The organism is Devosia sp. (genome assembly GCF_024707125.1).
GTDB lineage: Bacteria > Pseudomonadota > Alphaproteobacteria > Rhizobiales > Devosiaceae > Devosia.
The window spans coordinates 29,645-53,514 of record NZ_JANQAH010000009.1 but is presented as its reverse complement, the minus strand read 5'-3'; the positions used below and the strand labels follow the sequence as shown (position 1 = coordinate 53,514).

The 23,870-nt window shown below is 61.7% G+C and carries 18 protein-coding genes; 13 read left to right on the top strand and 5 right to left on the bottom strand.

Features of this window, described 5'->3' with window-relative positions:
* Positions 1-5: 5 nt before the first annotated feature.
* A complete protein-coding gene (locus NVV77_RS10195; protein WP_295412682.1) occupies positions 6-1,202 on the bottom strand; it encodes an ABC transporter substrate-binding protein in 1,197 nt (398 codons plus the stop codon).
* A 223-nt stretch (positions 1,203-1,425) separates the two neighbouring features.
* Between NVV77_RS10195 and NVV77_RS10190 the strand changes: the two genes are divergently transcribed.
* The 6 genes from NVV77_RS10190 to NVV77_RS10165 all read left to right on the top strand — a co-directional run bounded on the left by NVV77_RS10190 (position 1,426) and on the right by NVV77_RS10165 (position 12,329).
* The gene (locus tag NVV77_RS10190; RefSeq protein WP_295412681.1) at positions 1,426-2,481 is read left to right on the top strand and encodes a glycine betaine ABC transporter substrate-binding protein; all 1,056 of its coding nucleotides are present in this window, start codon (positions 1,426-1,428) and stop codon (positions 2,479-2,481) included.
* A 155-nt stretch (positions 2,482-2,636) separates the two neighbouring features.
* Positions 2,637-4,208, top strand: a complete 1,572-nt coding sequence (locus NVV77_RS10185; RefSeq protein ID WP_295412680.1) for a bifunctional diguanylate cyclase/phosphodiesterase — start codon at positions 2,637-2,639, stop codon at positions 4,206-4,208.
* Positions 4,209-4,312: 104 nt separating this feature from the next.
* On the top strand, positions 4,313-4,729 hold the full coding sequence (locus NVV77_RS10180) for a TIGR01244 family sulfur transferase (protein WP_295412679.1): 417 nt from the start codon (positions 4,313-4,315) through the stop codon (positions 4,727-4,729).
* 107 nt (positions 4,730-4,836) lie between these two features.
* The gene (gene pyc, locus NVV77_RS10175) at positions 4,837-8,277 is read left to right on the top strand and encodes a pyruvate carboxylase (protein ID WP_295412677.1); all 3,441 of its coding nucleotides are present in this window, start codon (positions 4,837-4,839) and stop codon (positions 8,275-8,277) included.
* A 354-nt stretch (positions 8,278-8,631) separates the two neighbouring features.
* The gene (locus NVV77_RS10170) at positions 8,632-10,434 is read left to right on the top strand and encodes an ABC transporter ATP-binding protein (RefSeq protein ID WP_295414418.1); all 1,803 of its coding nucleotides are present in this window, start codon (positions 8,632-8,634) and stop codon (positions 10,432-10,434) included.
* Positions 10,431-12,329: an ABC transporter ATP-binding protein gene (locus tag NVV77_RS10165; protein WP_295412675.1), complete on the top strand. Its 1,899-nt coding sequence runs from the start codon at positions 10,431-10,433 to the stop codon at positions 12,327-12,329. The genes NVV77_RS10170 and NVV77_RS10165 overlap by 4 nt, the downstream gene beginning before the upstream one ends.
* 54 nt (positions 12,330-12,383) lie before the next feature.
* On the opposite strand, the gene NVV77_RS10160 is transcribed toward NVV77_RS10165, so the two are convergent.
* Complete coding sequence (locus NVV77_RS10160) at positions 12,384-12,923, bottom strand: glyoxalase superfamily protein (protein WP_295412674.1); 540 nt, start codon at positions 12,921-12,923, stop codon at positions 12,384-12,386.
* 336 nt (positions 12,924-13,259) lie between these two features.
* On the opposite strand from NVV77_RS10160, the gene NVV77_RS10155 reads away from it, so the two are divergent.
* Together NVV77_RS10155 and NVV77_RS10150 are read left to right on the top strand one after the other, a co-directional pair.
* On the top strand, positions 13,260-14,231 hold the full coding sequence (locus NVV77_RS10155; RefSeq protein ID WP_295412672.1) for a murein L,D-transpeptidase family protein: 972 nt from the start codon (positions 13,260-13,262) through the stop codon (positions 14,229-14,231).
* Positions 14,232-14,283: 52 nt separating this feature from the next.
* The gene (locus NVV77_RS10150; RefSeq protein ID WP_295412670.1) at positions 14,284-15,012 is read left to right on the top strand and encodes a hypothetical protein; all 729 of its coding nucleotides are present in this window, start codon (positions 14,284-14,286) and stop codon (positions 15,010-15,012) included.
* Here the strand turns inward: NVV77_RS10150 and NVV77_RS10145 are convergent.
* Complete coding sequence (locus tag NVV77_RS10145) at positions 15,009-15,701, bottom strand: queuosine precursor transporter (protein WP_295412667.1); 693 nt, start codon at positions 15,699-15,701, stop codon at positions 15,009-15,011. The genes NVV77_RS10150 and NVV77_RS10145 overlap by 4 nt on opposite strands.
* Positions 15,702-15,821: 120 nt before the next feature.
* Complete coding sequence (gene rpmB, locus NVV77_RS10140; RefSeq protein ID WP_291421575.1) at positions 15,822-16,106, bottom strand: 50S ribosomal protein L28; 285 nt, start codon at positions 16,104-16,106, stop codon at positions 15,822-15,824.
* A gap of 236 nt (positions 16,107-16,342) precedes the next feature.
* Between rpmB and NVV77_RS10135 the strand changes: the two genes are divergently transcribed.
* From NVV77_RS10135 to NVV77_RS10115, 5 genes are all read left to right on the top strand, one after another.
* Entirely contained in the window at positions 16,343-17,116 is a 774-nt protein-coding gene (locus tag NVV77_RS10135; protein WP_295412664.1) for a DUF3108 domain-containing protein, read from the top strand.
* 1,169 nt (positions 17,117-18,285) lie between these two features.
* Positions 18,286-19,857 (top strand): hypothetical protein, encoded by a 1,572-nt coding sequence (locus tag NVV77_RS10130; protein ID WP_295412662.1) that lies wholly within the window; start codon positions 18,286-18,288, stop codon positions 19,855-19,857.
* Between the two features lie 3 nt (positions 19,858-19,860).
* Entirely contained in the window at positions 19,861-20,265 is a 405-nt protein-coding gene (locus NVV77_RS10125) for an RNA-binding S4 domain-containing protein (RefSeq protein WP_295412661.1), read from the top strand.
* A 187-nt stretch (positions 20,266-20,452) separates the two neighbouring features.
* Positions 20,453-20,791 (top strand): ferredoxin FdxA, encoded by a 339-nt coding sequence (gene fdxA, locus NVV77_RS10120; protein ID WP_295412660.1) that lies wholly within the window; start codon positions 20,453-20,455, stop codon positions 20,789-20,791.
* A gap of 368 nt (positions 20,792-21,159) precedes the next feature.
* Positions 21,160-21,726 (top strand): CarD family transcriptional regulator, encoded by a 567-nt coding sequence (locus tag NVV77_RS10115; RefSeq protein ID WP_035085351.1) that lies wholly within the window; start codon positions 21,160-21,162, stop codon positions 21,724-21,726.
* A 131-nt stretch (positions 21,727-21,857) separates the two neighbouring features.
* Here NVV77_RS10115 and NVV77_RS10110 read toward each other — a convergent pair whose 3' ends face one another.
* Positions 21,858-23,858, bottom strand: coding sequence for a methyl-accepting chemotaxis protein (locus tag NVV77_RS10110; RefSeq protein ID WP_295412657.1), 2,001 nt, complete (start codon positions 23,856-23,858; stop codon positions 21,858-21,860).
* Positions 23,859-23,870: the final 12 nt, after the last annotated feature.

The window sequence follows — 23,870 nt, the reverse complement described above, 5'->3', positions numbered from 1 at the left end:
CCAAATTACTGGATCGGGCCCTTTTCGACGAAAGCGCCGCCTTCGACGGCGAGCTCGACGATGATGCCGTCAACGTCGCCAGCGGCGTCGAAGTCGAGCGCGCCACCGGCGCCTTCATAGTCGATGTCGGTGCCGGCCTTGATCAGCTCGACAGCCTTGGTCCATTCGCCGGGCAGGATCTTTTCGCCCGGAGCCGAGGACACGTCGCGCAGGGCGGCGGCGAGACCTTCACGGCCGGCCGAACCGTTCTTCTCGATGGCGAGAGCCAGGAGGAAGGCGGCGTCATAGGCCTGCGGAGCGTAGGTGGCGTTGGCGGTAAAGCCCTCACCGGTGAAGGCGTTGTAGATGTCAACGGCTTCGCCCGTCGGGGCGCCGGCGCGGGTCGCGATCAGGCCTTCGACGGCAGCAGCGTCGATGCCGTTGAGGAGGTCATCGCCGACCATGCCGTCGCCGCCAACGAAGGTGGTGAAGTTGCCCGATTCCACAGCCTGACGCAGCACGGTGTTACCCGAAGCGTTGGCATAGGCGAGGATCACGAGGTTCTGCGAGGCAACGAGGTTGCCGAGCTCGGCGCGGTAGTCGGCCTTGCCTTCTTCGTGTGCGAGGTTGGCAGCAACCGTGCCGCCGCCGGCGGTGTAGGCGGCAGCCAGAGCATCGGCAAAGCCCTTGCCGTAGTCATTGTTCACATAGGTGATGGCGATATCGTTGACGCCCTTGGCGAGCAGCAGGTCAGCCAGCTTCACGCCCTGGAGCGCGTCGGACGGGGTGGTGCGATAGACAAGGTCATTGTCTTCGAGCGTGGTCAGGGCCGGAGCCGAGGAAGCCGGCGAGATGAAGACCACGCCACCCGAGAGACCCGAGCCGTTGAAGGCGCCGATGGTTTCACCGGTGCAGAGCGCGCCGACGACGCCAGTGACATTGTCGGTGTTGATGAGCTTGTCGGCAGCGGCGGCAGCGGCCGTCGCGTCGCAGGCGCCGTCGGCGGAGATGAGCTTGAGCTCGCCGCCCAGAACGCCGCCCTGCTCGTTGATCTGCTTCACGACCAGTTCAGCGCCGCCAAAGATCGGCGGGGTGAGCGATTCAATCGGGCCGGTGAAGCCACCGATAAAGCCGATGGTGGCGCCGGTGTCCTGGGCCAGCGCCGGAGCGGCGATGGACAGAGCAGTGGCGGCGACCGCCAGGGTCAGGGTTTTCTTGAACATGGACGTCCCTCTGTTGCCGTTGTGTGCCGGGTGGCCTTGCCAGCCTCCTCCTTGCAGCGACACAACGAATACCGGGGGGCGCCTCACGCGCCCCGCTGATGGGGACTGTTGCACATTTTCGTGTAGGGAGTCACCGGGGGTCTTGGGCAAAATGGTGAACGCTCGCGGTTGCTTAAGGCAAGCCGATTGCGCATAGACTGGCGCCGGTGGAATGAGGATGCGCATGCGATTTCGGCGGCCTGTCATTGCCGGCTTGATGCTGGCCTTTCTGGTGGGGCCCGCCCTGGCGCAGATCACTGTGCTCGACAGCGCCCAGGATCAGCCACAGGGGGCCGTGCCCGCGGCGCCAGAGGCCCAAGCGGTTGAGACGCCCGCTGCACCACCACCTCCTTGCGGCACTCAGCCGATGACCATTGCGCGCATGAGCTGGCCGTCTGCGGCGCTCCTGGCCGATATTCATGCCCGTATTCTCAATGCCGAATTTGCCTGCGAGGCCCAGGTGGTGCCCGGAGACCTGGCAGCGACGGCCTCGTCCATGGGCTCGACCGGCCAGCCTGCCGTGGCCCCGGAAATGTGGGTAACGCGCATTGCCGATGTCTGGAATGGCGCGGTCGAAACGCAGATGGTGCGCAGCATTGCCCCGAGCTTTGCCGAAGCGACAATGGAGGGCTGGTTCATCCCGGCCTATATGGAAGGCGCCTTTGGCGGAACGCCAAGTGCGGCGGCCCTGCAGCCACTGCTCTCGACCCAGACCAGTGAAATGCCCGTCCGCTTCATTTCCTGCCCGGCGGACTGGGCCTGTTCGGTTATCAATCGCAATCTCATTGCGGCCTATGGCCTTGGCAGCCTCGTTCAAGTGGTCGAGCCGGCCAATCGCTTCGAAATGGATGCGCTGATTGCCGAGGCGGTCAGCCGGCAGGAGAATTTCATTCTCTACTATTGGCAGCCGAATGCGGTCCTGGCGCAGCTCGATTTCCGGGCGCTTGATATGGGCGCCTATGATGAAGAGGCGATGAAGTGCCTTGCGCGCCTGGCCTGTGCCACGCCCACGCCTTCTGCCTTTCCGGCGGAAACGGTTGTTATTGCGCTGGCCGAGTGGGTTTTTGCGGACGCGCCTACGGTCGCCTCCTATTTCCAGCGGGCCACTTTGCCGATTGCGGAAATGAATGCGCTGCTTGGCCAGCTCAATGAGCCCGGCGCCACGGTCGAGAGCGTCGCAGAGCGGTTCGTCGTGGCGCGCCGCGACCTCTGGGGTGCCTGGCTCGGCGCAACGCCCTGAAGGGTTTACACGCCATATACCATAAGTTCTGGCGGCGATGATTTGTCATCGAACCGTCATTCGGCGTGCCGCCCGGTGACGTAAGGTGCTCCCAAATGCGCCTTTAAGCCCCTGAACTGTTTATGAATCTTTCGTTAAGAGAGCGGAGCCGAGCGATGCTTGCTCGTGGTATTTCCCGATCGGGCCGTGCCTTTCGCAAAACCAGCGCGGGTGACCAGGACATTCGTCAGGTCGACCAGTTCGTGCGCATACTCTCGGGCTATCGCGCCATAGCGGCTCTGGTGGGCCTCTGCTTTTTGGGTGCCGTTGGCTCGGTCCTGCTGCTGGCCGGCCGTTCCGCGGATCGGCTTGAGCCACTGATGGTTCTTGTCGCCATCGCGCTTTCTACCCTGGGGATTGCCGGGCTTGTTGCCGGTCATCGCATGATCCGCCGTGACCTCCTGCACTCCGCCCGGGCCACGCGGGCAGTCATGGCTTCGGTACATCGCGATGCACTGACCGGCGTTTTCACGCGCTCCTATTTCATGGAGGCGCTGCGCAATGACGTGCATCACGGCTCGGACAAGTCGCTGGGCTATCTGCTGCTCGATATGGACAATCTGAAAGTCCTCAATGATGGAGCTGGCCATGCGGCAGGAGATGCGGCCCTGACCCATCTTGCCAAGACCATCGGCGCGGTGATGCCGGGCGCGGTTGTCGGGCGTCTGGGGGGCGATGAGTTCGGCATCGCCATTCCCGATTGCGACAATCGCGGCGCGCTGCGGCGGCTTGGGGAAGAATTGCTGCGCCGGCTCGACCAGCCGGTCAATGTCGCAGGACGCCCGACGCGCCTCTCGGCGACCATCGGCATGGCACTGGCGCCGGCCGATGCCACCGATGTCGACGATCTCATCGCCAAGGCGGATCTCGCGCTCTACAAGGGCAAGAAGGCCGGGCGGCGGCAGGTCGTGGCTTTCGATCCCGACATGCTGGGCGATGAGCGCCATCGCCGTTTCATCGAGCGCGAACTGCGCGCCGCTTTGCTGATGGACGAGCTCGAACTGCATTATCAGCCGGTCTATGGCGCAGATATGCGTGTGCGCTCGCATGAGGCGCTGCTGCGCTGGCGGCATACGGTGCGCGGCATGATCCCGCCGGCGCAGTTCATCGGCATTGCCGAGGAAAGCGACCTGATCGACAAGCTCGGCGACTGGGTGTTGCGCCGGGCCTGTGCCGACCTTGAAGTGCTGGGTACGCCCGTGGCGGTCAATGTGTCGCCGGCACAATTGCGCCGCAGCGATTTTGCCAAGCAATTGGGTCTTGTGGTCGAGGAAATGGGCGTCGACCCCGGCATGCTGATCGTCGAGGTTACCGAGACCGTGCCCATGGTGGCGGGTGCAGTAGAGCAGGCCAATCTCGATGCGATCCGGGCCTTTGGGCTGAAAGTCGCCATCGATGATTTCGGGGCAGGGCATGCGAGCCTGCAATATCTGCGCGGCTTTGCCTTCGACATCATCAAGATCGACCGCACCTATATCGCCAATCTCGGCGACAGTCGCATCGACGCCATGATCGTCGGGGCCATCTGCGATATTGCCCGCTCTCTCAAGGTTGATGTCATTGCCGAGGGCGTCGAGACCGAAGCGCAACTCGATATGCTGCGCCGGGCCGGGTGCAGCGCTTTCCAGGGGTATCTCCTCGGACGGCCGGCACCGCTGAAGGGCCTTTCGGTTGCCAATGCGGCCTAACCGTAACTCTTAGTACACTTCGACTAACCGACAGTTGCATGGCTTGCCGCCCGGTGGATATAAGGGGGGCGGGAAGCCAATGGGCGAATTCGGGGAGTAGCGACTTGGACTTGAAGCGGATCAACGATCACGTCAGTGTTTCTGGGCAGATCAGCCCCGAAGATGTCGCCACGCTCAAATCCCTGGGTTTCGTTGCCATCGTCAACAACCGTCCAGACGGTGAATCGCTTGACCAGCCGGCGGGTGATGAAATCGAGGCTGCCGCCAAGGCGGCCGGGCTTGCCTACCACGCCATTCCGCTGGGGCGAGAGGGCGTCAATGCCGATCTCGTCGAGAAGACCAAGGCCGTCATCGAGGGGAGCGACGGCCCTGTATTCTGCTTCTGCCGTTCCGGTACGCGCTCGACCACGCTTTGGGCGCTGAGCCAGGCCGGTGAAATGGATGCCTCGGAAATCATCTCGCAGGCGGCGGAAGCCGGCTACGACATGAGCCATCTGGCCGGCATTCTTTCGAGAAGCTGACATAACCAACTTGGCGGCGTGGATGGCCCGCCATCCATTCTACCGACATTGCTGAGCCGGACCCGGGCAAACGGGTCCTCAACCTCTCCTGCTCGGAATTTAAATCGATGCCAATCAAGAAAATCCTCGTCGCCAATCGCAGCGAAATCGCCATCCGCGTGTTTCGCGCCGCCAACGAACTGGGGCTGAAAACCGTCGCGGTCTATGCCGAAGAAGACAAGCTGGCGCTGCACCGCTTCAAGGCCGACGAGGCCTATCTGATCGGCAAGGGCAAGGGGCCGGTCGAGGCCTACCTGCAGATCGAAGAATATATCCGCATCGCCCGCATTTCCGGCGCCGACGCGATCCATCCCGGCTATGGCCTGCTGTCGGAAAGCCCGGAATTCGTCGATGCCTGCGATGATGCCGGCATCATCTTCATCGGCCCGCGGGCCCAGACCATGCGCGATCTCGGCAACAAGGTGGCCGCGCGCAATATGGCGATTGCCTCAAAGGTGCCGGTTGTGCCGGCGACGGAGGCGCTGCCGGACGATCCGGAGGCAATAAAAAAACTCGCTGCCGAGATCGGCTATCCGCTGATGCTGAAAGCCTCGTGGGGCGGTGGTGGCCGCGGCATGCGCCGCATCATGGATGAAAAGACGCTGCTTTCGGAAGTTTCGGAAGGCAAGCGCGAGGCCAAGGCGGCTTTCGGCAAGGACGAGATGTATCTCGAAAAGCTGATCGAGCGCGCCCGCCACGTCGAAGTGCAGCTGATCGGCGACGATCACGGCAATCTCGTGCACCTTTATGAGCGCGATTGCTCGGTGCAGCGCCGCAACCAGAAGGTGGTCGAGCGCGCGCCAGCGCCCTATCTCTCCGATGCTGTCCGCAAGGATCTGACCGACGCCGCCGTGCGTCTCGGCAATGCCGCGAACTATCGCGGTGCCGGTACGGTTGAATTTTTGATGGATGCCGATACCGACAAGTTCTACTTCATCGAAGTGAACCCGCGCATTCAGGTCGAGCACACCGTCACCGAAGAAGTGACGGGGATCGATATCGTCAAGGCGCAGATTCACCTGCTCGATGGCGCCGTGATCGGCACACCGGAATCGGGCGTTCCCCTGCAGGAAAATATCCGGCTCAACGGCAATGCCATCCAGTGCCGCGTGACCACGGAAGATCCGGAACAGAACTTCATTCCCGACTATGGCCGTATCACCGCCTATCGTGGCGCGACCGGCTTTGGCGTGCGGCTCGATGGCGGCACGGCCTATTCTGGCGCTGTGATCACCCGCTACTACGATCCGCTGCTCGAAAAAGTCACCTGCTGGGCGCCGTCGGCCGAAGAGGCGATTGCGCGTATGCATCGCGCCTTGCGCGAGTTCCGCATTCGCGGCGTGGCGACCAATCTCGCATTCCTTGAAAACATCATCACGCATCCGGACTTTGTCGAGAACCGCTACACCACGCGCTTCATCGATACGACGCCGGAACTGTTCAACTTCAAGCCGCGTCGCGACCGTGCGACCAAGCTCCTGAGCTACATCGCCGACGTGACCGTGAACGGGCATCCCGAAGTGCGCGACCGTCCGCGTCCGCCTTCCGATGCCGCGGCGCCCTTCGTGCCCGAATTCGATCCGCTGATCGTCATCGAAGGCAGCCGTCAGGTATTGGATCGCGATGGTCCGGTGGGTCTTGCCAAGTGGATGAAGCGCCAGGGCCGCGTGCTCTTTACCGACACGACCATGCGCGACGCGCATCAGTCGCTGCTGGCAACGCGCATGCGCTCTTTCGACATCACGCGCATTGCCCAGGCCTATTCGCGCGGCCTGCCGAACCTCTTCAGCCTCGAATGCTGGGGTGGCGCGACCTTTGACGTGTCCATGCGCTTCCTCAACGAGGACCCGTGGGAGCGCCTAGCCAAGGTGCGCGAAGGCGCGCCAAATATTCTGACCCAGATGCTGCTGCGCGGCTCCAATGGCGTCGGCTACACGAACTATCCCGACAATGTCGTCAAATTCTTCGTCAAGCAGGCGGCTCGGGGCGGTGTCGACGTTTTCCGCATTTTCGACTGCCTCAACTGGGTCGAAAACATGCGCGTCTCGATCGATGCCGTGGCCGCCGAGGGCAAGGTGGCGGAAGGCGCCATCTGCTACACTGGCGACCTCTTCGATCCCGATCGCTCCAAGTATGACCTGAAATACTATGTCGGCCTTGCCAAGGAACTGGAGGCCGCTGGCGTCCATGTTCTGGGAATCAAGGACATGGCGGGCCTCCTCAAACCTGCTGCTGCCAAGAAGCTGATTTCGACACTGCGTAACGAAACGGATCTGCCGATCCATCTCCACACCCATGACACCTCGGGCGCTTCGGCGGCGACGGTGCTGGCGGCGGTGGAAGCCGGTGTGGATGCGGTCGACGCGGCCATGGATGCCCTGTCCTCGACCACCTCACAGCCAACGCTCGGTTCGCTGGTTGCCGCCCTCGATGGTTCCGAACGCGATCCGCAGCTCGATTCCAAGGCGATCCGTCAGATTTCCTTCTATTGGGAAGCCGTGCGCACGCAGTACCGGGCCTTTGAGAGCGATCTCAAGGGCGGCGCCTCGGAAGTCTATCTGCATGAAATGCCGGGCGGCCAGTTCACCAATCTCAAGGAACAGGCCCGTTCGCTCGGTCTTGAAACCCGCTGGCACGAAGTCGCCCAGACCTATGCCGACGTCAACAAGATGTTTGGCGATATCGTCAAGGTGACCCCGTCTTCCAAGGTCGTCGGCGACATGGCTTTGGCCATGGTCTCGGCCGGCATTACCCGTACGGATGTCGAAAATCCGGACAAGGACATCGCCTTCCCCGATTCCGTGGTTGGCTTCTTTGCCGGCGATCTTGGCCAGCCACCGGGTGGTTTCCCGCAGGCGCTGCAGAAGAAGGTGCTCAAGGGCCGCACGCCGCTCACCGAGCGCCCAGGTTCTTATTTGAAGGACGTCGACCTCGAAGCCGAGCGCAAGAAGATTTCGGGCGAAGTCGGTGTGCCGGTCGACGACTTCCGGTTGGCCTCCTACCTGATGTACCCAAAAGTCTATTCGGATTTCGAAAAGACCCGGGATCGCTATGGCCCGACCGAAGCCTTGCCGACTCCGGTCTACTTCTATGGCCTTGAGGAAGGCGACGAGCTGCTTGTCGATATCGAAAAGGGCAAGACGCTGGTCGTCAACTATCTCGGCCGCGCCCCGACCAATGAAAAGGGCGAAGTTCGCGTCTTCTTCGATCTCAACGGCCAGCCGCGCACAATCGTGGTGCCGGACCGGTTGAAGGCTGGCGAAGTCAAGGTTCGGGCCAAGGCCGTGGCCGGCGACCCCAAGCAGGTCGGCGCGCCAATGCCGGGCGTGATCTCGACCCTTGCCGTCAAGGAGGGCCAGAAGGTCGAGGCCGGGGACGTCCTGTGCTCGATCGAAGCCATGAAGATGGAAACGGCAATCCATGCCGAGGTCGATGGCGTGGTGGCGGAACTGCTCATCCGTCCGGGCGATCAGATCGACGCCAAGGATCTGCTGGTGCGGCTGGAGTAGGGTTCAAACTCCATCGTCATCCTCGCGCTTGAACCGAGGATGCTTTACTTAGCGATGACGCCAAAAGTGCAGAGCCCTCGGGTCAAGCCCGAGGGTGACGCCAAGCGGGATGCCGATCTCATCGCCCGTTTTGGCGTCTTGCTCGGCGAGGCGCCAAAAACTTTGCGAAATTTGCGCAATTTGCACCTTGAATGGTACGCGCAATGCGACTTTTATAGGCAGGCATTGATTTGCCCGATCCCGGTCGACGGATCCCCGCCTCCCCCTTCGGGCTCCACTTTTTAAAGTCTGGATAGTCCCTTGCCTACCCTCAAGGCTGGCCGCGAACGTTCACGCGGCGATGCTCGGGCTCACTTGGCCGCCGTATATGCCGGCAAAGGCCGAAGCCCGTTGTTGCGCATCACCTTCTTCTCCCTGCGGCACTATTGGCAGGCGAGCCTGGCCATTGGTGCAACAATCATCGCCTCGGTGTTGCAATTGATGATCCCGCGCCTGCTCGGCCATGCGGTCGATCAGGCACAAAACGTGCTGAGCACGGCGGCGGAGGGGGCCCAGCAGGCATTGCTGTGGAGCGCGGTGACGCTGCTCCTCGTCTCGGTGGCGCGCGGTCTCTTCACCCTGGTGCAGAACTATTATTCGGAATCGGTCGGCCACCATGTCGGCTACGAGCTGCGCCTCGCCTTCTACGACAAGGTGCAAAAGCTCTCCTATTCCTACCATGACCGCGTGCATTCGGGCGACCTCATCACCCTGGGCCTGCTCGATCTCGATGGCGTGCGCATGTTCTTTTCGACCGGCTTCGTGCGCACGATCCTGCTCACCGTGCTGATCGGGGTCGGCGCCTATATGCTGCTGAGCACCGATGTGGTCCTGGGCCTTCTTGCCCTGAGCTTCGTGCCCTTCGTTGCCTGGCGCTCCTCGGTAGCGCAATTGATGTTGCGCGCCACCTGGGTCGTGCTGCAGGAACGCCTCTCGATCATGACCCGCGTCATGGAAGAGAACCTTGGCGGTATCCGCGTGGTGCGCGCCTTTTCGGGCCAGCTCTTCGAGCTTGCCAAATTCGACAAGGCGTCGAAGTCGGCGCTCGAACTGGCGCATGATCGCGTGCTGATCCGCGTCAAGAACACCTCCATGATGACGTTCTCCTTCTTTGCCGCCATGGGCCTGGTGCTCTGGGTCGGCGGCAACAAGGTCATCGGTGGGGAGATGAGCGTCGGCACGCTGGCGAGCTTCCTCACCTTCATGACCATCCTGCAGATGCCGGTGCGTCAGCTTGGCCTGATGGTTAATTCCTTCGCCCGCGCCGATACCTGCGGCGAACGCTTTTATGCGTTCATCGATCAGGCCATCGAAATCGAGGACAAGCCCGGCGCAGTGCCGTTGCAATTGGGCGAGGGCACGCTGCGCTTCGAAGACGTGCATTTCACCTATCCCGGTGCCACGCATCCGACCCTCAAGGGCATCAGTTTTGAAGGCCGGACCGGCGAGACCATCGGCATTGTCGGCGCGCCGGGTAGCGGCAAGTCGACTATCGCCCATCTCATCCCGCGCTTTTACGATGTCACCTCGGGCCGCGTGACCATTGATGGGCAGGATGTGCGCGACGTGACCATCGAGTCGCTGCGCCGGCAGGTCGGTGTGGTGCAGCAGGATTCCTTCCTCTTCACCACCACGATCGAGAACAATATCGCCTATGGCGATCCCCGGGCCAAGGAAACCAAGATCGAGAAGGCGGCGGAAAGCGCGCAGCTCCACAACTACATCATGGGCCTGCCGACCGATTATGACACAGTGGTGGGCGAGCGCGGGGTGTCGCTCTCGGGCGGCCAGCGCCAGCGCCTCGCCATTGCGCGTAGTCTCGTCATGCGTCCCGCCGTCATGGTGTTCGACGACTCAACGGCGGCTATCGATGCCGGCACCGAGCATCGCATCCGCTCGGCCATCCGCGCCTATGCCAGCGATCGCGTCACCATCATTATCGCGCATCGCCTCTCATCGCTGATGCATGCCGATACAATTCTCTTCCTCGAAGATGGGGAGATCGTCGAGCGCGGCAGTCACGCCGAACTCTTGGCTCTGGGTGGGCGCTATTCGGCGCTCTATGATCTCCAGACCCGACCGACCGAGGATATCGACGTAGAAAGGGCCGCCCAATGAGCGTGGTCGAGGACGACGAACGAGACGTCGCAAGCTTTCCGGGCCAGCGGCCGCCGCGCGCGTCGGTGGGCAGCCATCGCATCGAGGAAGAGGTCTTTGGCAAGGCCTATGACCCCAAGACGGTGCGCCGCATCTGGGCTTTCGTAAAACCCTATCGGATGAAGATCTACCTTTCGGTAGCCGCCGTGCTGGTCTTCACGGCGACCCAGCTTGCCATTCCGCTGATCATTGGCTGGGCCATTGACGGCGCCATGGTAGCGGGCGGCAACGCCAATAACCTGACCTGGGCCGTGGTCGCCTTTGCGGTCGCCGTGCTTTTCAATTTCGTCGCCTCCTATGTGCAGGAAACCCAGGTTGGCCAGGTCGCAGAAAACGTCCTCTTCGACATGCGCCGCGCCATGTTCGCGCAATTGCAGCGTGTGTCCCTGAGCTTCATGGACAAGACCGAAGTCGGCCGGTTGATGAGTCGCCTCCAGGGCGACGTCAATTCCATGCAGGAATTCCTGGAAACCTCCGTCATTTCCGTGGGCGATATCGTGCTGCTCTTCGGCATTGTTGCCGTCCTGCTGACACTCGATCCGTGGCTGGGCCTGCTGACGCTCGTCACCATGCCGGTGCTGTTCATCGTCCGTATCTTCTGGCTGCCGCCGGCCAAGCGCGCCTTCTGGGCGGCGCATGAGACGAACTCGCTGACCAATGGCGCCATGGCCGAAGGCATCAATGGCGTGCGCACGGTGCAGAACCTCGAACGCCAGCAGGTCAATTTCGACCTCTATGACGACAAGGCCTATCACAACCTCGAAACCCAGCTCACTGGTAGCAAATATGCGCAGGTTATGGTCCCCATCGTCGACAGCCTCACCGGCATCGCCATGGCGACCGTGGTGCTGGTCGGCGGTTCCTTGGTGCTCAACGGCACGCTGCAGGTCGGCGTCATCGTCGCGTTCCTCTTCTACATCCAGCGCTTCTTCGACCCGATCCGCTCGCTAACCATGCAATATTCGATCATGCAGCGCGCCATGACCTCGGGTCGCCGTATCACTGAAGTCCTGGATCTGCCGGTCACCATTACCGACAAGCCTGATGCCCTGACGCTGACTGGGGACATGGATGGCTCGGTTGCCTTCCACGATGTGGTCTTTGGCTATGATCCCGCGCGGCCGGTGCTCAAGAACGTGTCGTTCCGCGTCAATCCCGGTGAAACAGTGGCGCTTGTCGGGCCGACCGGTTCGGGCAAGACCAGTGCCATGGCGCTCGTTCATCGCTTCTATGAAGTGCAGGGCGGCGCGGTTTTGGTTGGCGGCCACGATGTGCGCAATGTCACCCAGGAGAGCTTGGGCGAGCAGGTCGCCATGGTGCTGCAGGAGCCGTTCCTCTTCACCGGCACGGTGTTCGACAACATCAAGTACAACAAGGCTTCGGCGACCCGCGAAGATGTCATTGCGGCGGCCAAGGCGGTTGGCGCGCATGAATTCATCGAGCGTCTGCCGGGCGGCTACGACAGCCGGCTGGAACAGCGCGGTTCCAACCTGTCGCTGGGCCAGCGCCAGCTTCTCAGCTTTGCTCGTGCACTCGTTGCCGACGCAAAGATCCTGGTGCTCGATGAAGCTACTGCGAACATCGATTCCTACACCGAGCGGCAGATCCAGAAGGCGCTCGAAATCCTCCTCAAGGGCCGGACGGGCCTTGTTATCGCACACCGCCTCGCCACCATTCGTGGGGCGGATCGGATCATCGTGCTGCAGAGCGGCGAAAAGATCGAGGAGGGCAACCACGACCAGCTCATGGAATTGGGCGGGCTCTATTCGCGCCTCTACAACATGAACTATGCCAGCTTCGACGATATTCCCGACGAACTGGTGGCCGAGGCCAATGCCAAGGCAGCGAGCACCTGAAGCTCTCATCCACCGTCATGGTTCCCGCCATGACGGTGGATACTTCTCCTGGGATTAGTACCCCACGATTTCCATGAAGCGGATATGGTTGTTGAAGGGATCGGTAACGGTCACTTCCAGCCGGTCATCGCTCTTCTCCAGTCCCGGCTTCATGTAGCGATAGTTCTTGCCGATCAGTTCGGCATGAAAGGCGCGGATGCCTTTCATGTAGACGCACATATTGCCGCCGGGCGTCGCGTCGCCGGCATGTTCGGAGAGGTGCAGCCGCAGCCCGGCGCGGGAGACCTGCATATAGACCGGAAAATTTTCGCCGTAGCGGTGCTCCCAGTCGAGCGAGAAGCCCAGGAAGTCAAAGTAGAATTCCTGGGTTTTGGCGAGGTCGAAGATGCGCACGATGGGCACGGCCTGTTCGAAGGCGATGGCGGGCGTTTCTTCCGCTTTCTCGATCTTGCTTGAGAGCACGTTCCAGCTCGGAAAATCGAACTGTCGCGCCACGATCTCGAGCGCCCGTGTATGAGCAATCTCGGTGCCGTCCTGTTCGAGGGCCAGCTTTAGTGCCTTGGCCATGGCTTTTGCATCGCGAAAATCGCGCATGGTTCCGTCTCCACATGGGCGAAACGTCGTGGTCAGCGCTCGCATTGCCGACGGCGTCGCCCGGAAGGAAAGGGAAAGCGCGTGTCGAAAGAGGAAGGCATTTGCCATGCCTGAAATCAGGTGCGAGCTGCGGGCCGCCTTCAGGCCGCTGCAGGCTTTCTAGCCGGTTTGACGGCATCTGTCATGGCGTCAATGCTTGCTTCCGGCATCCACACTATTGCGTGAAAGTGGGGAGCTTTTCGGCTCCGTGGGCGGCGTGATAAGGCTTCCTTCACCCAGCCTAGTCATGCTGCGCTAACCATTGCCCCCCGGGGGCGGATTTTTCGGGCCCTGTACGTGACTGCCAATCTCTTTCATCGCATCGCAGCTGTCGTCATCATCCTGTGGCTGGGGTTCGGGCTCGCCGCCTGTTCCAATTTCGTCAAGGGCGGCGATAACAGGCACAACATTCCCCTGGCTGCGGCTACGGTGAAGGCGCTCTATGACATGGGGTCCTCGCCGGCCGAGGGCATGGTCGTGCGCATCTTCAAGCGTGAAGAGCAGCTCGAGGTGTGGAAGCGCACGAGCTCGGGCCAGTACAAGATGTTCAAGACCTACGAGATCTGCTCCTATTCCGGCGATCTCGGCCCGAAATTCAGGGAAGGCGATTATCAGAGCCCGGAAGGGTTTTATACGATCACGCCGGGCCTGATGAACCCGAAGTCGAACTATTACCTCGCCTTCAATACCGGCTTTCCGAACAAGTTCGACCGTGCCCATGGGCGCTCGGGCTCGAACCTGATGGTGCATGGCGACTGCAAGTCGGTCGGCTGCTATGCCATGACCGATGCCGGCATTGCCGAGATCTATGCCCTTGCCCGCGAAAGTTTCAAGGGCGGCAATCCCAGCTTCCAGGTCCAGATCTTCCCCTTCCGCATGACCACGTCGAGCCTGGTGCAGAACGCGCAGAACCAGCACATCGACTTCTGGAAGAACATCAAGGAAGGCTACGACTATTTTGATCTGACCAAGACGCCGCCGGCCTGGGATGTGTGCGAGCAGCGCTATATCTTTAATCCGACTTCGTCGGGCCTTGATGCCATGGGACCGTGCCCTGCGACTTACCAGAATGCCGAAGTCGAAGCCCGCAAGGTCGCCGATGCCAAGGCGCTCTCCGACGTAGCGGCCGGGATCGAGCGTCAGGCTGCCAATGAAGCGGTGCTCAAGGAACGAAGCGAGGCTGTGTCGGGCTTCTTTTCGGGCATCGGCAATATGATTACGGGCAATCAGCAGCAGGCCGCGGCCGTCGCTGCAACGCCTGCGCAATAGTACTGGTCCTTAGTTCGGCCCCAGTTTGATGTGACCTCGGAGCGGAATCCGAGTGAACGAGGAGCTAAGCGGCGTGGACGAAAAGCCGAGCGAAAAGCCGTCGCCGGAGAGCAAGAGCGTTGGGGAAGCCCCCGACGTCCTGGTGGGAGATATCGAGTCTTCCGTTCTCACCGCGCGCCGGCGGCCGCGGCGGCGCCTCAAGAAAAGCCTGATCTTCAGCGTCTGCGCCTCGATCATTGGTCTCGGCTCGCTCGCAGCCAGTGCCTGGATCTATACGGACATGCGCCGGGAAATGGTGCGGGTCTCGACCGAGATTGCCCAGTTGCGCCTGAGCCTTGATCTCTATGTTCAGCGGAGTGCGGCCGCGACGCCGGCTGCGGCGACTTCCACCGAAGCGCCGGATGCGGAAGCCCTCGCGGCGCTCGAAAGCCGCCTCGCGATTCTTGAACAGAACTGGCGCGGTGTTGCGGCGGCGGCCGAAACAGCACCGCAAGCGACGCCTTCGCCCAATGGTCCAGCGGTCTCCGCGGAGAGCGACGGCGATTGCCTGCCCTCGGGCATGCGGCTGCTCGTTGCCGCGGGGGATTCCTACCCCGTCTGCGGCACCGAGACGACGATCGAAGTGATGAATGTCAACAATGGCTATATTTCGCTGACCGACGGCACCACCGTGCCCTCGGGCGGAACCGTGCCGTTGCCGGGAACGGCCTGCATGATCGCGGTCACCTCCGGCGGTGACGAGGCCACCACCGGTTTTGCCGAGATCCGCGTCACCTGTTAGGCAAGCGTCGTGCTTCTCAGTGGCGGCAGCGGCTTGAACTTGCCCATCAGCGCGCGATAGGGCGCGAGCAGCACCAAAGCGGCCAGGAATTTTACGAGGAAATCACCGGCGGCAAGCGAGGTCCAGAGCGGGACTTCCGGGCCAATGCCGAGGAAAGGCGCGGGAAAGGCCAGGGAGCCGTCCTGAAGGCCGAAGAGCGCATCGATACCGGCCAGGGCGGGCGCGAAGGCAACGGTAAAGAAGATCGCCGTGTCGATCATGGAGCCGAACAGCGAGGCCAGCAGCGGCGGCAGGAACCAAGCTCGCGATGCACGCAGGCGCGAGAAGATGCTGATATCGAGCAATTGGCCGGTGACGAAGGCTGCTGCCGAGGCAAGCGCGATGCGCTGCGTCGTTGCCGGCGTGCCACCGGCGTTCCAGGGCAGGGGATTGAAGCTCAGGTAGAACGACACCGCCAAACCGACCAGAAAGCCGACCAGCACGACGCGGCGCGCATTGCTGGGGCCATCATAGCGATTGGTGAGATCGGTGATGAGGAAGGCGAAGGGGAAGGTGAAGGCGCCCCAGGTCAGGAGGTCGGCGAGATTGACCGAGCCGAGCTGAACCTGAAAGGGATAGAGCACCAGGATATTGGACGCGGCAACGACCACGACCATGGCGGCCACGGCCGCCAGGAAACGAGACAGCATCAGAATGCACCTCTTTTGTCCGCTGGCCGGCAGGAGACCGGTGCGGGAATGAGACTTACATAAAAAGCAAAAGCCGCGCGGCCAGGGGCACGCGCGGCTCAAATTCTAGCAGAAGCGCGATTAGCCGGCGAGGGCGGCGCGCACTTCCTTCTTGATGCCCAGGGCGACCGGGGACAGGTCGGCATCATCCTGCTTGATCAGGAAGGCATCGAGGCCACCGCGGTGCTCGACCGAACGCAGAGCCGCAGCAGAAATGCGCAGCTTGATCGGACGCTGCAGAGCGTCGGAGATCAGGGTAACGTTGATCAGGTTCGGGAGAAAACGACGACGGTGACGGTTGAGAGCGTGCGAAACGGTGTTGCCCACCAAAACGCCCTTACCGGTCAGTTCGCAGCGACGTGCCATAGTAGATATCCTATTTGTGTAAAGGTCCTGCGTGGCGGGAAATCCCGCTACGGGCCTCGATTGTGATGAAATCTGCGGGCGTCTTAGAGAAAACGGCCCCATCCGTCAAGCTGCGCGGGCCTCAAACACCCGCGAGTGCCTTGCCAGTACCATAAGAGGGCGGCACCTTGAACCTTTATCGGTGATTCGCGAGCGCGCTCCTTTGGGGCCCATGCCGCACGAGACGAGACACTATCTTGATCCGAACCAGCCTTGCTGCCTCCGCCCTTCTTCTAGGCCTCTCCCAGGCGCAAGCCGCGCCGGTCGATGCGACAGCCAGCTATGTGCTCACACTCGGCGGCATCAATGTCGCCATGATGCATATCGACCTCGATGACGATGGCAGTTCCTATACGCTGGGCGTCAAGGCCAATGTGGCTGGGCTGGGCGCGGTGGTGGCCAGCGGCACGGCCAATGTTACCGCCAAGGGCAGATCATCGGGTGGGGCGCTCCGTTCGGAAAGCTTTGCGCTCGAAACCAGGGCCAATGGCGAGCGCTTTACCGTCGATGTCGGCTATGCCGGCCAGAATGTCTCATCCTTCAAGGTCGAGCCGCCGGTCAGCGATTACGACCGCATACCGATCGAGCGCAGCCATCTCGCAGGGGTGGGCGACTTCGTCTCGGCTTTCGTCCTCAAGGGCAATGCGCTCGACAAGGGTCTTTGCGATCGCCGCATGCGCATCTTTACCGGCGTCGAGCGCTTCAACCTCGATATGAGCTTTGTCAGCGATGACAACGCCACCTCGCCGCGCACCGGCTATCAGGGGCCGGTTGTTCTCTGCTCGATTGCCTACGAGCCGGTTTCCGGTCACTACGAGAACAACGAGATCACCAATTACCTCGCCGACGAGAGCCGCATCCTCGTCTGGTATATGCCGCTGGGCGACAGTGGCTACTTCATTCCCTATCGCGTGCTTCTTGGCACTTCCATGGGCGATCTCTCCATGGTGCTGACCAAAGCCGAGTTCTGACCCGCTGTCCCAAGTCGATACGGTCAAAGGCTTTTTTCTCAACTTTGCATTTTTATGTCCCGGATTTCCGGGATTTTGAAATTAAGGGCGCTGCGGCGTCCTTTTTTGTTTCGGTAACAGGTCGGCAGGAAAGCCGCGTTGGACGTGGTTTTTAAGCCCTTGTTTATGCTTGTGAATGCGTTTTCAGCCGATTTGGGACGATCCGCGACCGCCTAGTGCGGACGTGGGGTCGGGATGCCTATCTATCGTGGAGAACAAAGCAGGATTTAGGGGGCGGTCGTGATTCCCACCCTGTTCGTTCCGGTTTTGGCCCAGAGGTTAATCCGGCGGTCCCCAAGTCACCAAAACTGTGTCAAAGCGGTATTCTCTGGTGCTCGGCTGTCTGTCCCAGCAAAATCGCAGTTTTTTTCGCCAAGCCTCCGTACCAGTCCGGCACGTCAACGAGAGAATTGATAATTTTGCATCGCCAAACCCCGTCAAACCGGGCAGCAAGAAATTAATGCGGCGGAAATTTTGCGCCACGCGGCATTAGGCACTTCTTCAAAAAGAGTTGATTCTTCAAGAAATTAGCGGCTTGGTAAGCAATCTAAACAGCAAAGGCGACCAAAACGGGCAGGCCCCGCAAAGCTTTCAGTCGTCTTGTGTGTTGAGCGTGCTCACACCTACGACATGTGGATGAGAACAAACCGAGATTCATGAGTCGCAACCGATTCTGTCCCTGTTCGTTCTTTTTCCGTTCCAAATCTTAAAACGAGCGGGCAGTGTCACAAAAAGGCGTGCTTTCGTGGGACAAATGTTCTCGCCCCTCGCCATGGCAGGTTCGGCACCCTAAATAGAGGGGCGATGACTTCTTTCTCCTCCCAGTCGGTCAAGGCCATTTTGGGGGGGGGCCGCCGGCTCCGCCCTGGGTGGTTCTTTTTTTCCCTCTTTTCTCTCTCTTTTTTTTCTTTTCTCTTCTTCCCCCCCCCGTCCGCTCGGTTTCCCCCCCCCCACCCCCGCCCGCCCCCCCGGCCCCCCCCGCCCCCCCCCGCCCGCGGGCCCCCCCGAGCCCGGGCCGCCGAGGCCCCCCCCCAACCCCCACCCACCGGCAAAAACCCAAAAAAAAACCCAGAGCCCCCCCAGAGATTCTCGACGGCACAGTGCTGCTCCGCCACCTGAAAGACAAACGTATGGTATCTCCCGAGATCAATGAGCGCGGCGAAGTAAGGCTGGAAGGCCACCTTCTCGGCACGCTCGAAGGCTTCCGCTTCACCCTGGCGCGCTCCGATGGAGAGCTAGACGCCAAGGGCACCCGCACTGCAGCGGACCAGGTCGTGGCGCCGGAGATCCGCAATCGCGCCGATCGCCTTGCCGGCGCGCCCAATGAGGAATTTGTTCTCGCAACCGATGGTCGTCTGCGCTGGCGCGGCGATGTGGTTGCCGAACTTGCCGAAGGCGACAGCCTCTATCGGCCGCGCATCATCATCCTCGCCGACGAATCGCTGACCGGCGTCGATCTCGAGCGCGTGCAGGATCGACTGGCGCTCTGGCTGCGCCACCACATCAACACGACGCTCGAACAGGTCATGGCGCTCGAAGCCCCGGCTGATGTCGAGGGTCCCGCTCGCGGCATCGCCTTCCAGCTGTTTGAACATCTGGGTCTTTTGCCCCGCGGCCAGGTTTCCGACGAGGTCAAGAACCTCGACCAGGACGTGCGCGGCAAGATGCGCAAGCTTGGCATCAAGTTCGGCGCCTATCACATCTACCTGCCGCTTTCCCTGAAGCCCGCGCCGCGCGAACTGGCCCTTATTCTGTTTGCGCTCCGCAATGGCGGCATTCGTCAGCCGGGTGTCACCGATATTCCCCATATCGTGCTCTCGGGCCGCACCTCGTTCCTCGTCGATCCGGAAGTCGATCCGCGTCTTTATGAGATCGCTGGCTTCAAGGTCGCCGGCAAGCGTGCCGTCCGCGTCGATATTCTCGAACGCCTCGCCGACATTATCCGCCCGCTGATCGCCATCGACCCCGCCCGTTTCCAGGGCGAGCCGCCGGCCGGTGCCGCCGAAGGCAATGGTTTCCGCGTCACCGTGGAAATGACGAGCCTGCTTGGTTGCTCGGGCGAAGATTTCGCCTCGATTCTTTCCTCCCTCGGCTACCGCGTGCGCCGCACGCCCAAGGCGGCGGCCCCTGCCGCGGAAGCCAGTGCGGAAGCGCCGGCACTCGATACGCTCCTGGCTGACAGTCCGGCAGAGGTCGATGCTCCGGCCGAAGACGCGCCGGCCATCGAGGCTGTTGCCGAAACGGCAGTCGCAACGGAAGCCACGGTTGCCGCCGAGGGTGTTGTCGATGAGGCCAAGGCTGCCGAGCCTGCAGCGCCAGCCGAGCCGGAATTCGACGAAATCTGGTTCCCGGGTGGTCGTCGCCACAACGAGAACAATCACCACGGAAACCGCCGTTCGGAAAATCGCCGTCGCGACAATGCCGAGGGTGGAGAAGCTAAGACCGAAGGCCGTGCCCGTCCGGATCGCTCGCGTCCCAAGGGCCCGCGTCGTCCCGAAGGCGAAGCCGCTGCCGCGCGTCCCGCTGGCAATGGTCGGCCGGCCAATACGCGCCCTCGCAATGAAGATCGTCCGCGTCCTGACCACAAGAACGAGCGTCCGGACCGTGGCGATCGCCGTCCGCCGCGCGAAGAACGCAAGGTGGCTTTCGATCCCGATAGCCCCTTCGCTGCCCTTGCCGCCCTGCGCGGCAAGACGGAGTAGGATTTGACGGGGCCGGGCGAAACGCTTCGCAAGGAGCGGCTCGACCGGTTCCTTTTCTTCTCGCGCGCCGTCAAATCACGCACCCTGGCGCAAAAACTCATCGAAACCGGTGCCATCAGGGTCAATTCCGAACGGACGGACCGTACAGACCACAAGGTGGGTGCGGGCGATGTGCTGACCATGTCGCTGCACGGCCGGATCCTGGTCTGGCGCATCCTTGATGCTGGGACGCGGCGGGGGCCCGCCAGCGAGGCCCAGGGGCTTTACGAAGACATTTCGCCGCCTTCTCTGCCCAGGGCCGAGCGTTCGCCCTATGAGGCGGCCATTGCCGAGCGCTCTGCCGGCGCCGGCAGGCCGACGAAGAAGGAGCGGCGGGAAACAGATGCGCTGAGGGGCGAGGACGACTAGGTCTGCCCTTGTTCCGAACCGTTGAGCCGTTCGGCAGGCACACAATTTCAGCACAGCCTGATTCTGCGCCAATCCGTCCCGCGCTACCGCCTTGCCCGAAAACTGAAAAGAGTTTAGCACCAAACGCGTTGAGACTGCCGCCGCGCCAGCCCCCAAGCCGCGGCGCACGCCAAGGACTGCCCTCTCTATGACCTATATCGTCACTGATAATTGCATCGCCTGCAAATATACGGACTGCGTGGAAGTCTGTCCGGTGGACTGTTTCTACGAAGGCGAGAACATGTTGGTCATTCATCCCGATGAATGCATCGATTGCGGCGTCTGCGAGCCGGAATGTCCGGCCGAGGCCATCCGGCCCGACACCGAGAGCGGTCTCGACAACTGGCTCGAACTCAACCGCAAATATGCTGCCGCATGGCCCAATCTGACCGAGCGCCGCGATGCCCTGCCTGAGGCAAAAGAGCGTGATGGCGAGACCGGCAAGCTTGAAAAGTACTTCTCCGAAGAGCCCGGCGAAGGCGACTGATGGCTCCGGCGCTTCTACTGGTGCCGAGAAGTTAAGCATTAGCAAGGATTTGTCATCGCTCTGTCACGGGCAGACGAGGACGCGGAAGGGACGAGTCGCGGAGGCGATTCGTTCCTTTTGATTTTGCTGAATTTTTGTGCTATGGTCTTTGTAAATGCAGTTCAGCCCTTCACCCAGACCGTGCCGCAAGGCACGATTTTTTTGACACAACATTCCCTGTTGCATGGCGCTTCGGAACAAAGCGGAACCGAAGACCGTGGGTGTTCGTACTGTAAAAGGGCCCGTTGAAGCGGGCGAAGTAGTTTGGATGGACAGTCCTTCCCGCAAGGAACTGGCCATTCTGGGGCGTCAACAAGGAGTTCCAGCATATGGTAGCCAAGAAGTCTCAGCAGCGGCTCGGTTTCAAGACGGGTGAGTACGTCGTCTATCCGGCCCATGGCGTCGGTCTGATCGTCAACATCGAAGAGCAGGAGGTCGCAGGCCTCACTCTCGAACTGTTCGTGATCAGCTTCGAGCAAGACAAGCTGACCCTTCGCGTTCCCGTTGCCAAGATCAAGTCCGTCGGCATGCGCAAGCTTGCCGAAGAAGACGAAGTCAAGAAGGCCCTCGAAACCGTTACGGGCCGTGCTCGCGTCAAGCGCACCATGTGGTCGCGCCGCGCCCAGGAATATGAAGCAAAGATCAATTCGGGCGACCTGATCGCCATTTCCGAAGTCGTGCGCGATCTCTATCGCTCCGACGATCAGCCCGAGCAGTCCTATTCCGAACGCCAGCTCTTCGAGCAGGCCATGGACCGCATGAGCCGCGAAATCAGCGCCGTCAACAAGCTGACGCTGACCGAAGCCGTGCAGCTCATCGAAAAGCAGCTCGCCAAGAGCCCGAAGCGCACTAAGGCGGATGCCGCTGAATCGGAAAGCGACGAGGAAGCTGCGTAAGCGGTTTCGTCCAACGAGAATGAAGAAAGGCCGGCAGTGATGCCGGCCTTTCTGTTTTTGGTTTTCTCAACCATCGGCCCGACACCTCCCCCTTGGTGGGGGAGGATGGCAAGGGGCGAGGGCGCCCGAGCTTAGAATTCGCTCCAGTCTTCCGAAATCGCTGCATTGCCCTGCGACAGATAGCGGGCTGCAGCAGGCTTTGCAGCGGCAACGGGCTTGGCCCACGGCGCGGCCGGTCGCGCGACGGCACCACCGTCGAGCCTGAAAATCTCAACTACGCTGTCGAGTTCGCTGGCCTGGCCTTCGGTCTGCTCGATGGCCGCATTGGTCTCTTCCACCAGCGCAGCATTGTGCTGGGTCATTTCGTCCATCTGGCGCACCGCGACAGCAACTTCGTCGATGGCCGAAGCCTGTTCGCGGCTGTCGCGGGCAATGCCGTCCATCAGTGAATTGCTGGAGCGGGCCATGTCGAGCATCATGTTGAGCTTCTTGGCCGCTTCAATGACGAGCTGCGAACCGCTGGCGACTTCCCGGCCGCTCTGCTCGACCAGTTGTTTGACGTCGCGCGAGGCTTCGGCGGTCGACTGGGCAAGGCGGCGGACCTCGACGGCCACCACGGCAAAACCCTTGCCGGCCTCCCCGGCACGCGCGGCTTCCACCGAAGCGTTGAGCGCGAGAAGGTTGGTCTGGAAGGCGATGTCGTCGATCAGCCCAATGATGTTGGAAATGCTGGCCGAAGAGGCCGAGATGCGTTCCATCGCAGCCGTGGTGTCGCTCATCACCGCGCCACCCTCTTCGGCAGCAGTGGTCAGGGCGCCGGAAGCCTTGCTGGCCTCATGGGCGCGTTCGGCGTTCTGCTGCACCGTCGAGGCAAGCTGCTCCATGGCAGCCGATGTCTCTTCGATCGTCGCGGCCTGGCGGGTGGTGCGCTCGGCAAGATCATTGGTGCCGGAGAGGATTTCGCCCGTCGCGGTTTTCAGAGCCCGCGAGGTGTTGCGCAGGCGGCCGACGATTTCGGTCAGGCGGTCGCCCACGGCATTGGTATTGGTCTTGAGGCGGGCGAAGGCGCCCTCATAATGGCCCTCGACGCGCTTGTTGAGGTTGGCGTCGGCGAGAGCCGACAGCACTTCGCCGCTCTCATTGAGGCCGCGATCGACGGTTTCAACGAGGCCATTGAGGCTCGATGCGATGGCGTTGAGGCCTTCGTCACCAAAATTGCCGGAAACGCGATAGGTGAAGTCGCCACGGCTGGCGGCTTCCACCACGGTGTGCACTTCGGTTGCCATACGGTCCATGACCTCGGCGCGGGTGACGAGGGCGCGGGCCCGCTCGGCCTCCTCGGCGCTGAGCGCGGCGATCTGGCGGGCATTTTCGCGGAAGATTTCCACGGCGCGGCCCATATTGCCGATTTCGTCGCGGCGGCCGGCTTCCTCGATGCTGATGTCGAGCTGGCCGTCGGCGAGGAGGGCCATCTTGTCAGTGAGAGCGCGGACTGGCGCAACGATGGCGCGACGGCCAATCAGGATGGAGAGGACGAGGCCCAGCAGAATGCCCGCCGCGGCGGTCGCCACGACGACGACGAGCGCGGTATTGGCGCGGGCTTCCGCGTCGGCGCGCATGGACCCCATCAGTTCACCCGAATAGGTGCTGTAGAGTTTTACGGTATCGGTCACGACCTTCTGGGCCGCCAGCGCTTCATCGAGCGCTGCACGAATGCGGATGATATCTCCGCTCGGGGTCACTGCCAGCATGGCATCGATCTTGCCAAAATATCCGGTCATGACCGGCTTGATGTCTTCGAGCAGGCGACGCTCTTCGGCGTCCGCCGCGGCTTCAATCTTGGGAAAGCGGCCAAGCATTTCTTCGCTGCGGCGGGCGGCTTCAGCGACAAAGTCTGCCGAGCGTTCCGGCGCCATGGCCAACTGATAGGTCATGCGCGAAATGGCGATGATGTCCATGCGCAGGTCCATGGCCTCGCGCGCCGCCTCTTCCTTGGCGCCGACGGTCAGCATGGTGTCCTTGAGACTGGTGATCTCGCGCCAGCTCACCGTGCCGAGAATCACGGCTGCGGCGGCCATGACCACGATGGTGAGCAAGAATTTCTGGAGAATGGGCATATGCTTGAGGGACATAGGGCTCCTGTG

Bases quoted from the DNA above. Each gene is read 5' to 3' on its own strand.
- NVV77_RS10110 (WP_295412657.1), bottom strand. From the start codon at position 23,858: ATGTCCCTCAAGCATATGCCCATTCTCCAGAAATTCTTGCTCACCATC.
- NVV77_RS10185 (WP_295412680.1), top strand. From the start codon at position 2,637: ATGCTTGCTCGTGGTATTTCCCGATCGGGCCGTGCCTTTCGCAAAACC.
- NVV77_RS10195 (WP_295412682.1), bottom strand. From the start codon at position 1,202: ATGTTCAAGAAAACCCTGACCCTGGCGGTCGCCGCCACTGCTCTGTCC.
- fdxA (WP_295412660.1), top strand. From the start codon at position 20,453: ATGACCTATATCGTCACTGATAATTGCATCGCCTGCAAATATACGGAC.
- NVV77_RS10130 (WP_295412662.1), top strand. From the start codon at position 18,286: ATGGTATCTCCCGAGATCAATGAGCGCGGCGAAGTAAGGCTGGAAGGC.
- NVV77_RS10115 (WP_035085351.1), top strand. From the start codon at position 21,160: ATGGTAGCCAAGAAGTCTCAGCAGCGGCTCGGTTTCAAGACGGGTGAG.
- rpmB (WP_291421575.1), bottom strand. From the start codon at position 16,106: ATGGCACGTCGCTGCGAACTGACCGGTAAGGGCGTTTTGGTGGGCAAC.
- NVV77_RS10160 (WP_295412674.1), bottom strand. From the start codon at position 12,923: ATGCGCGATTTTCGCGATGCAAAAGCCATGGCCAAGGCACTAAAGCTG.
- NVV77_RS10145 (WP_295412667.1), bottom strand. From the start codon at position 15,701: ATGCTGTCTCGTTTCCTGGCGGCCGTGGCCGCCATGGTCGTGGTCGTT.
- NVV77_RS10165 (WP_295412675.1), top strand. From the start codon at position 10,431: ATGAGCGTGGTCGAGGACGACGAACGAGACGTCGCAAGCTTTCCGGGC.
- pyc (WP_295412677.1), top strand. From the start codon at position 4,837: ATGCCAATCAAGAAAATCCTCGTCGCCAATCGCAGCGAAATCGCCATC.
- NVV77_RS10190 (WP_295412681.1), top strand. From the start codon at position 1,426: ATGCGATTTCGGCGGCCTGTCATTGCCGGCTTGATGCTGGCCTTTCTG.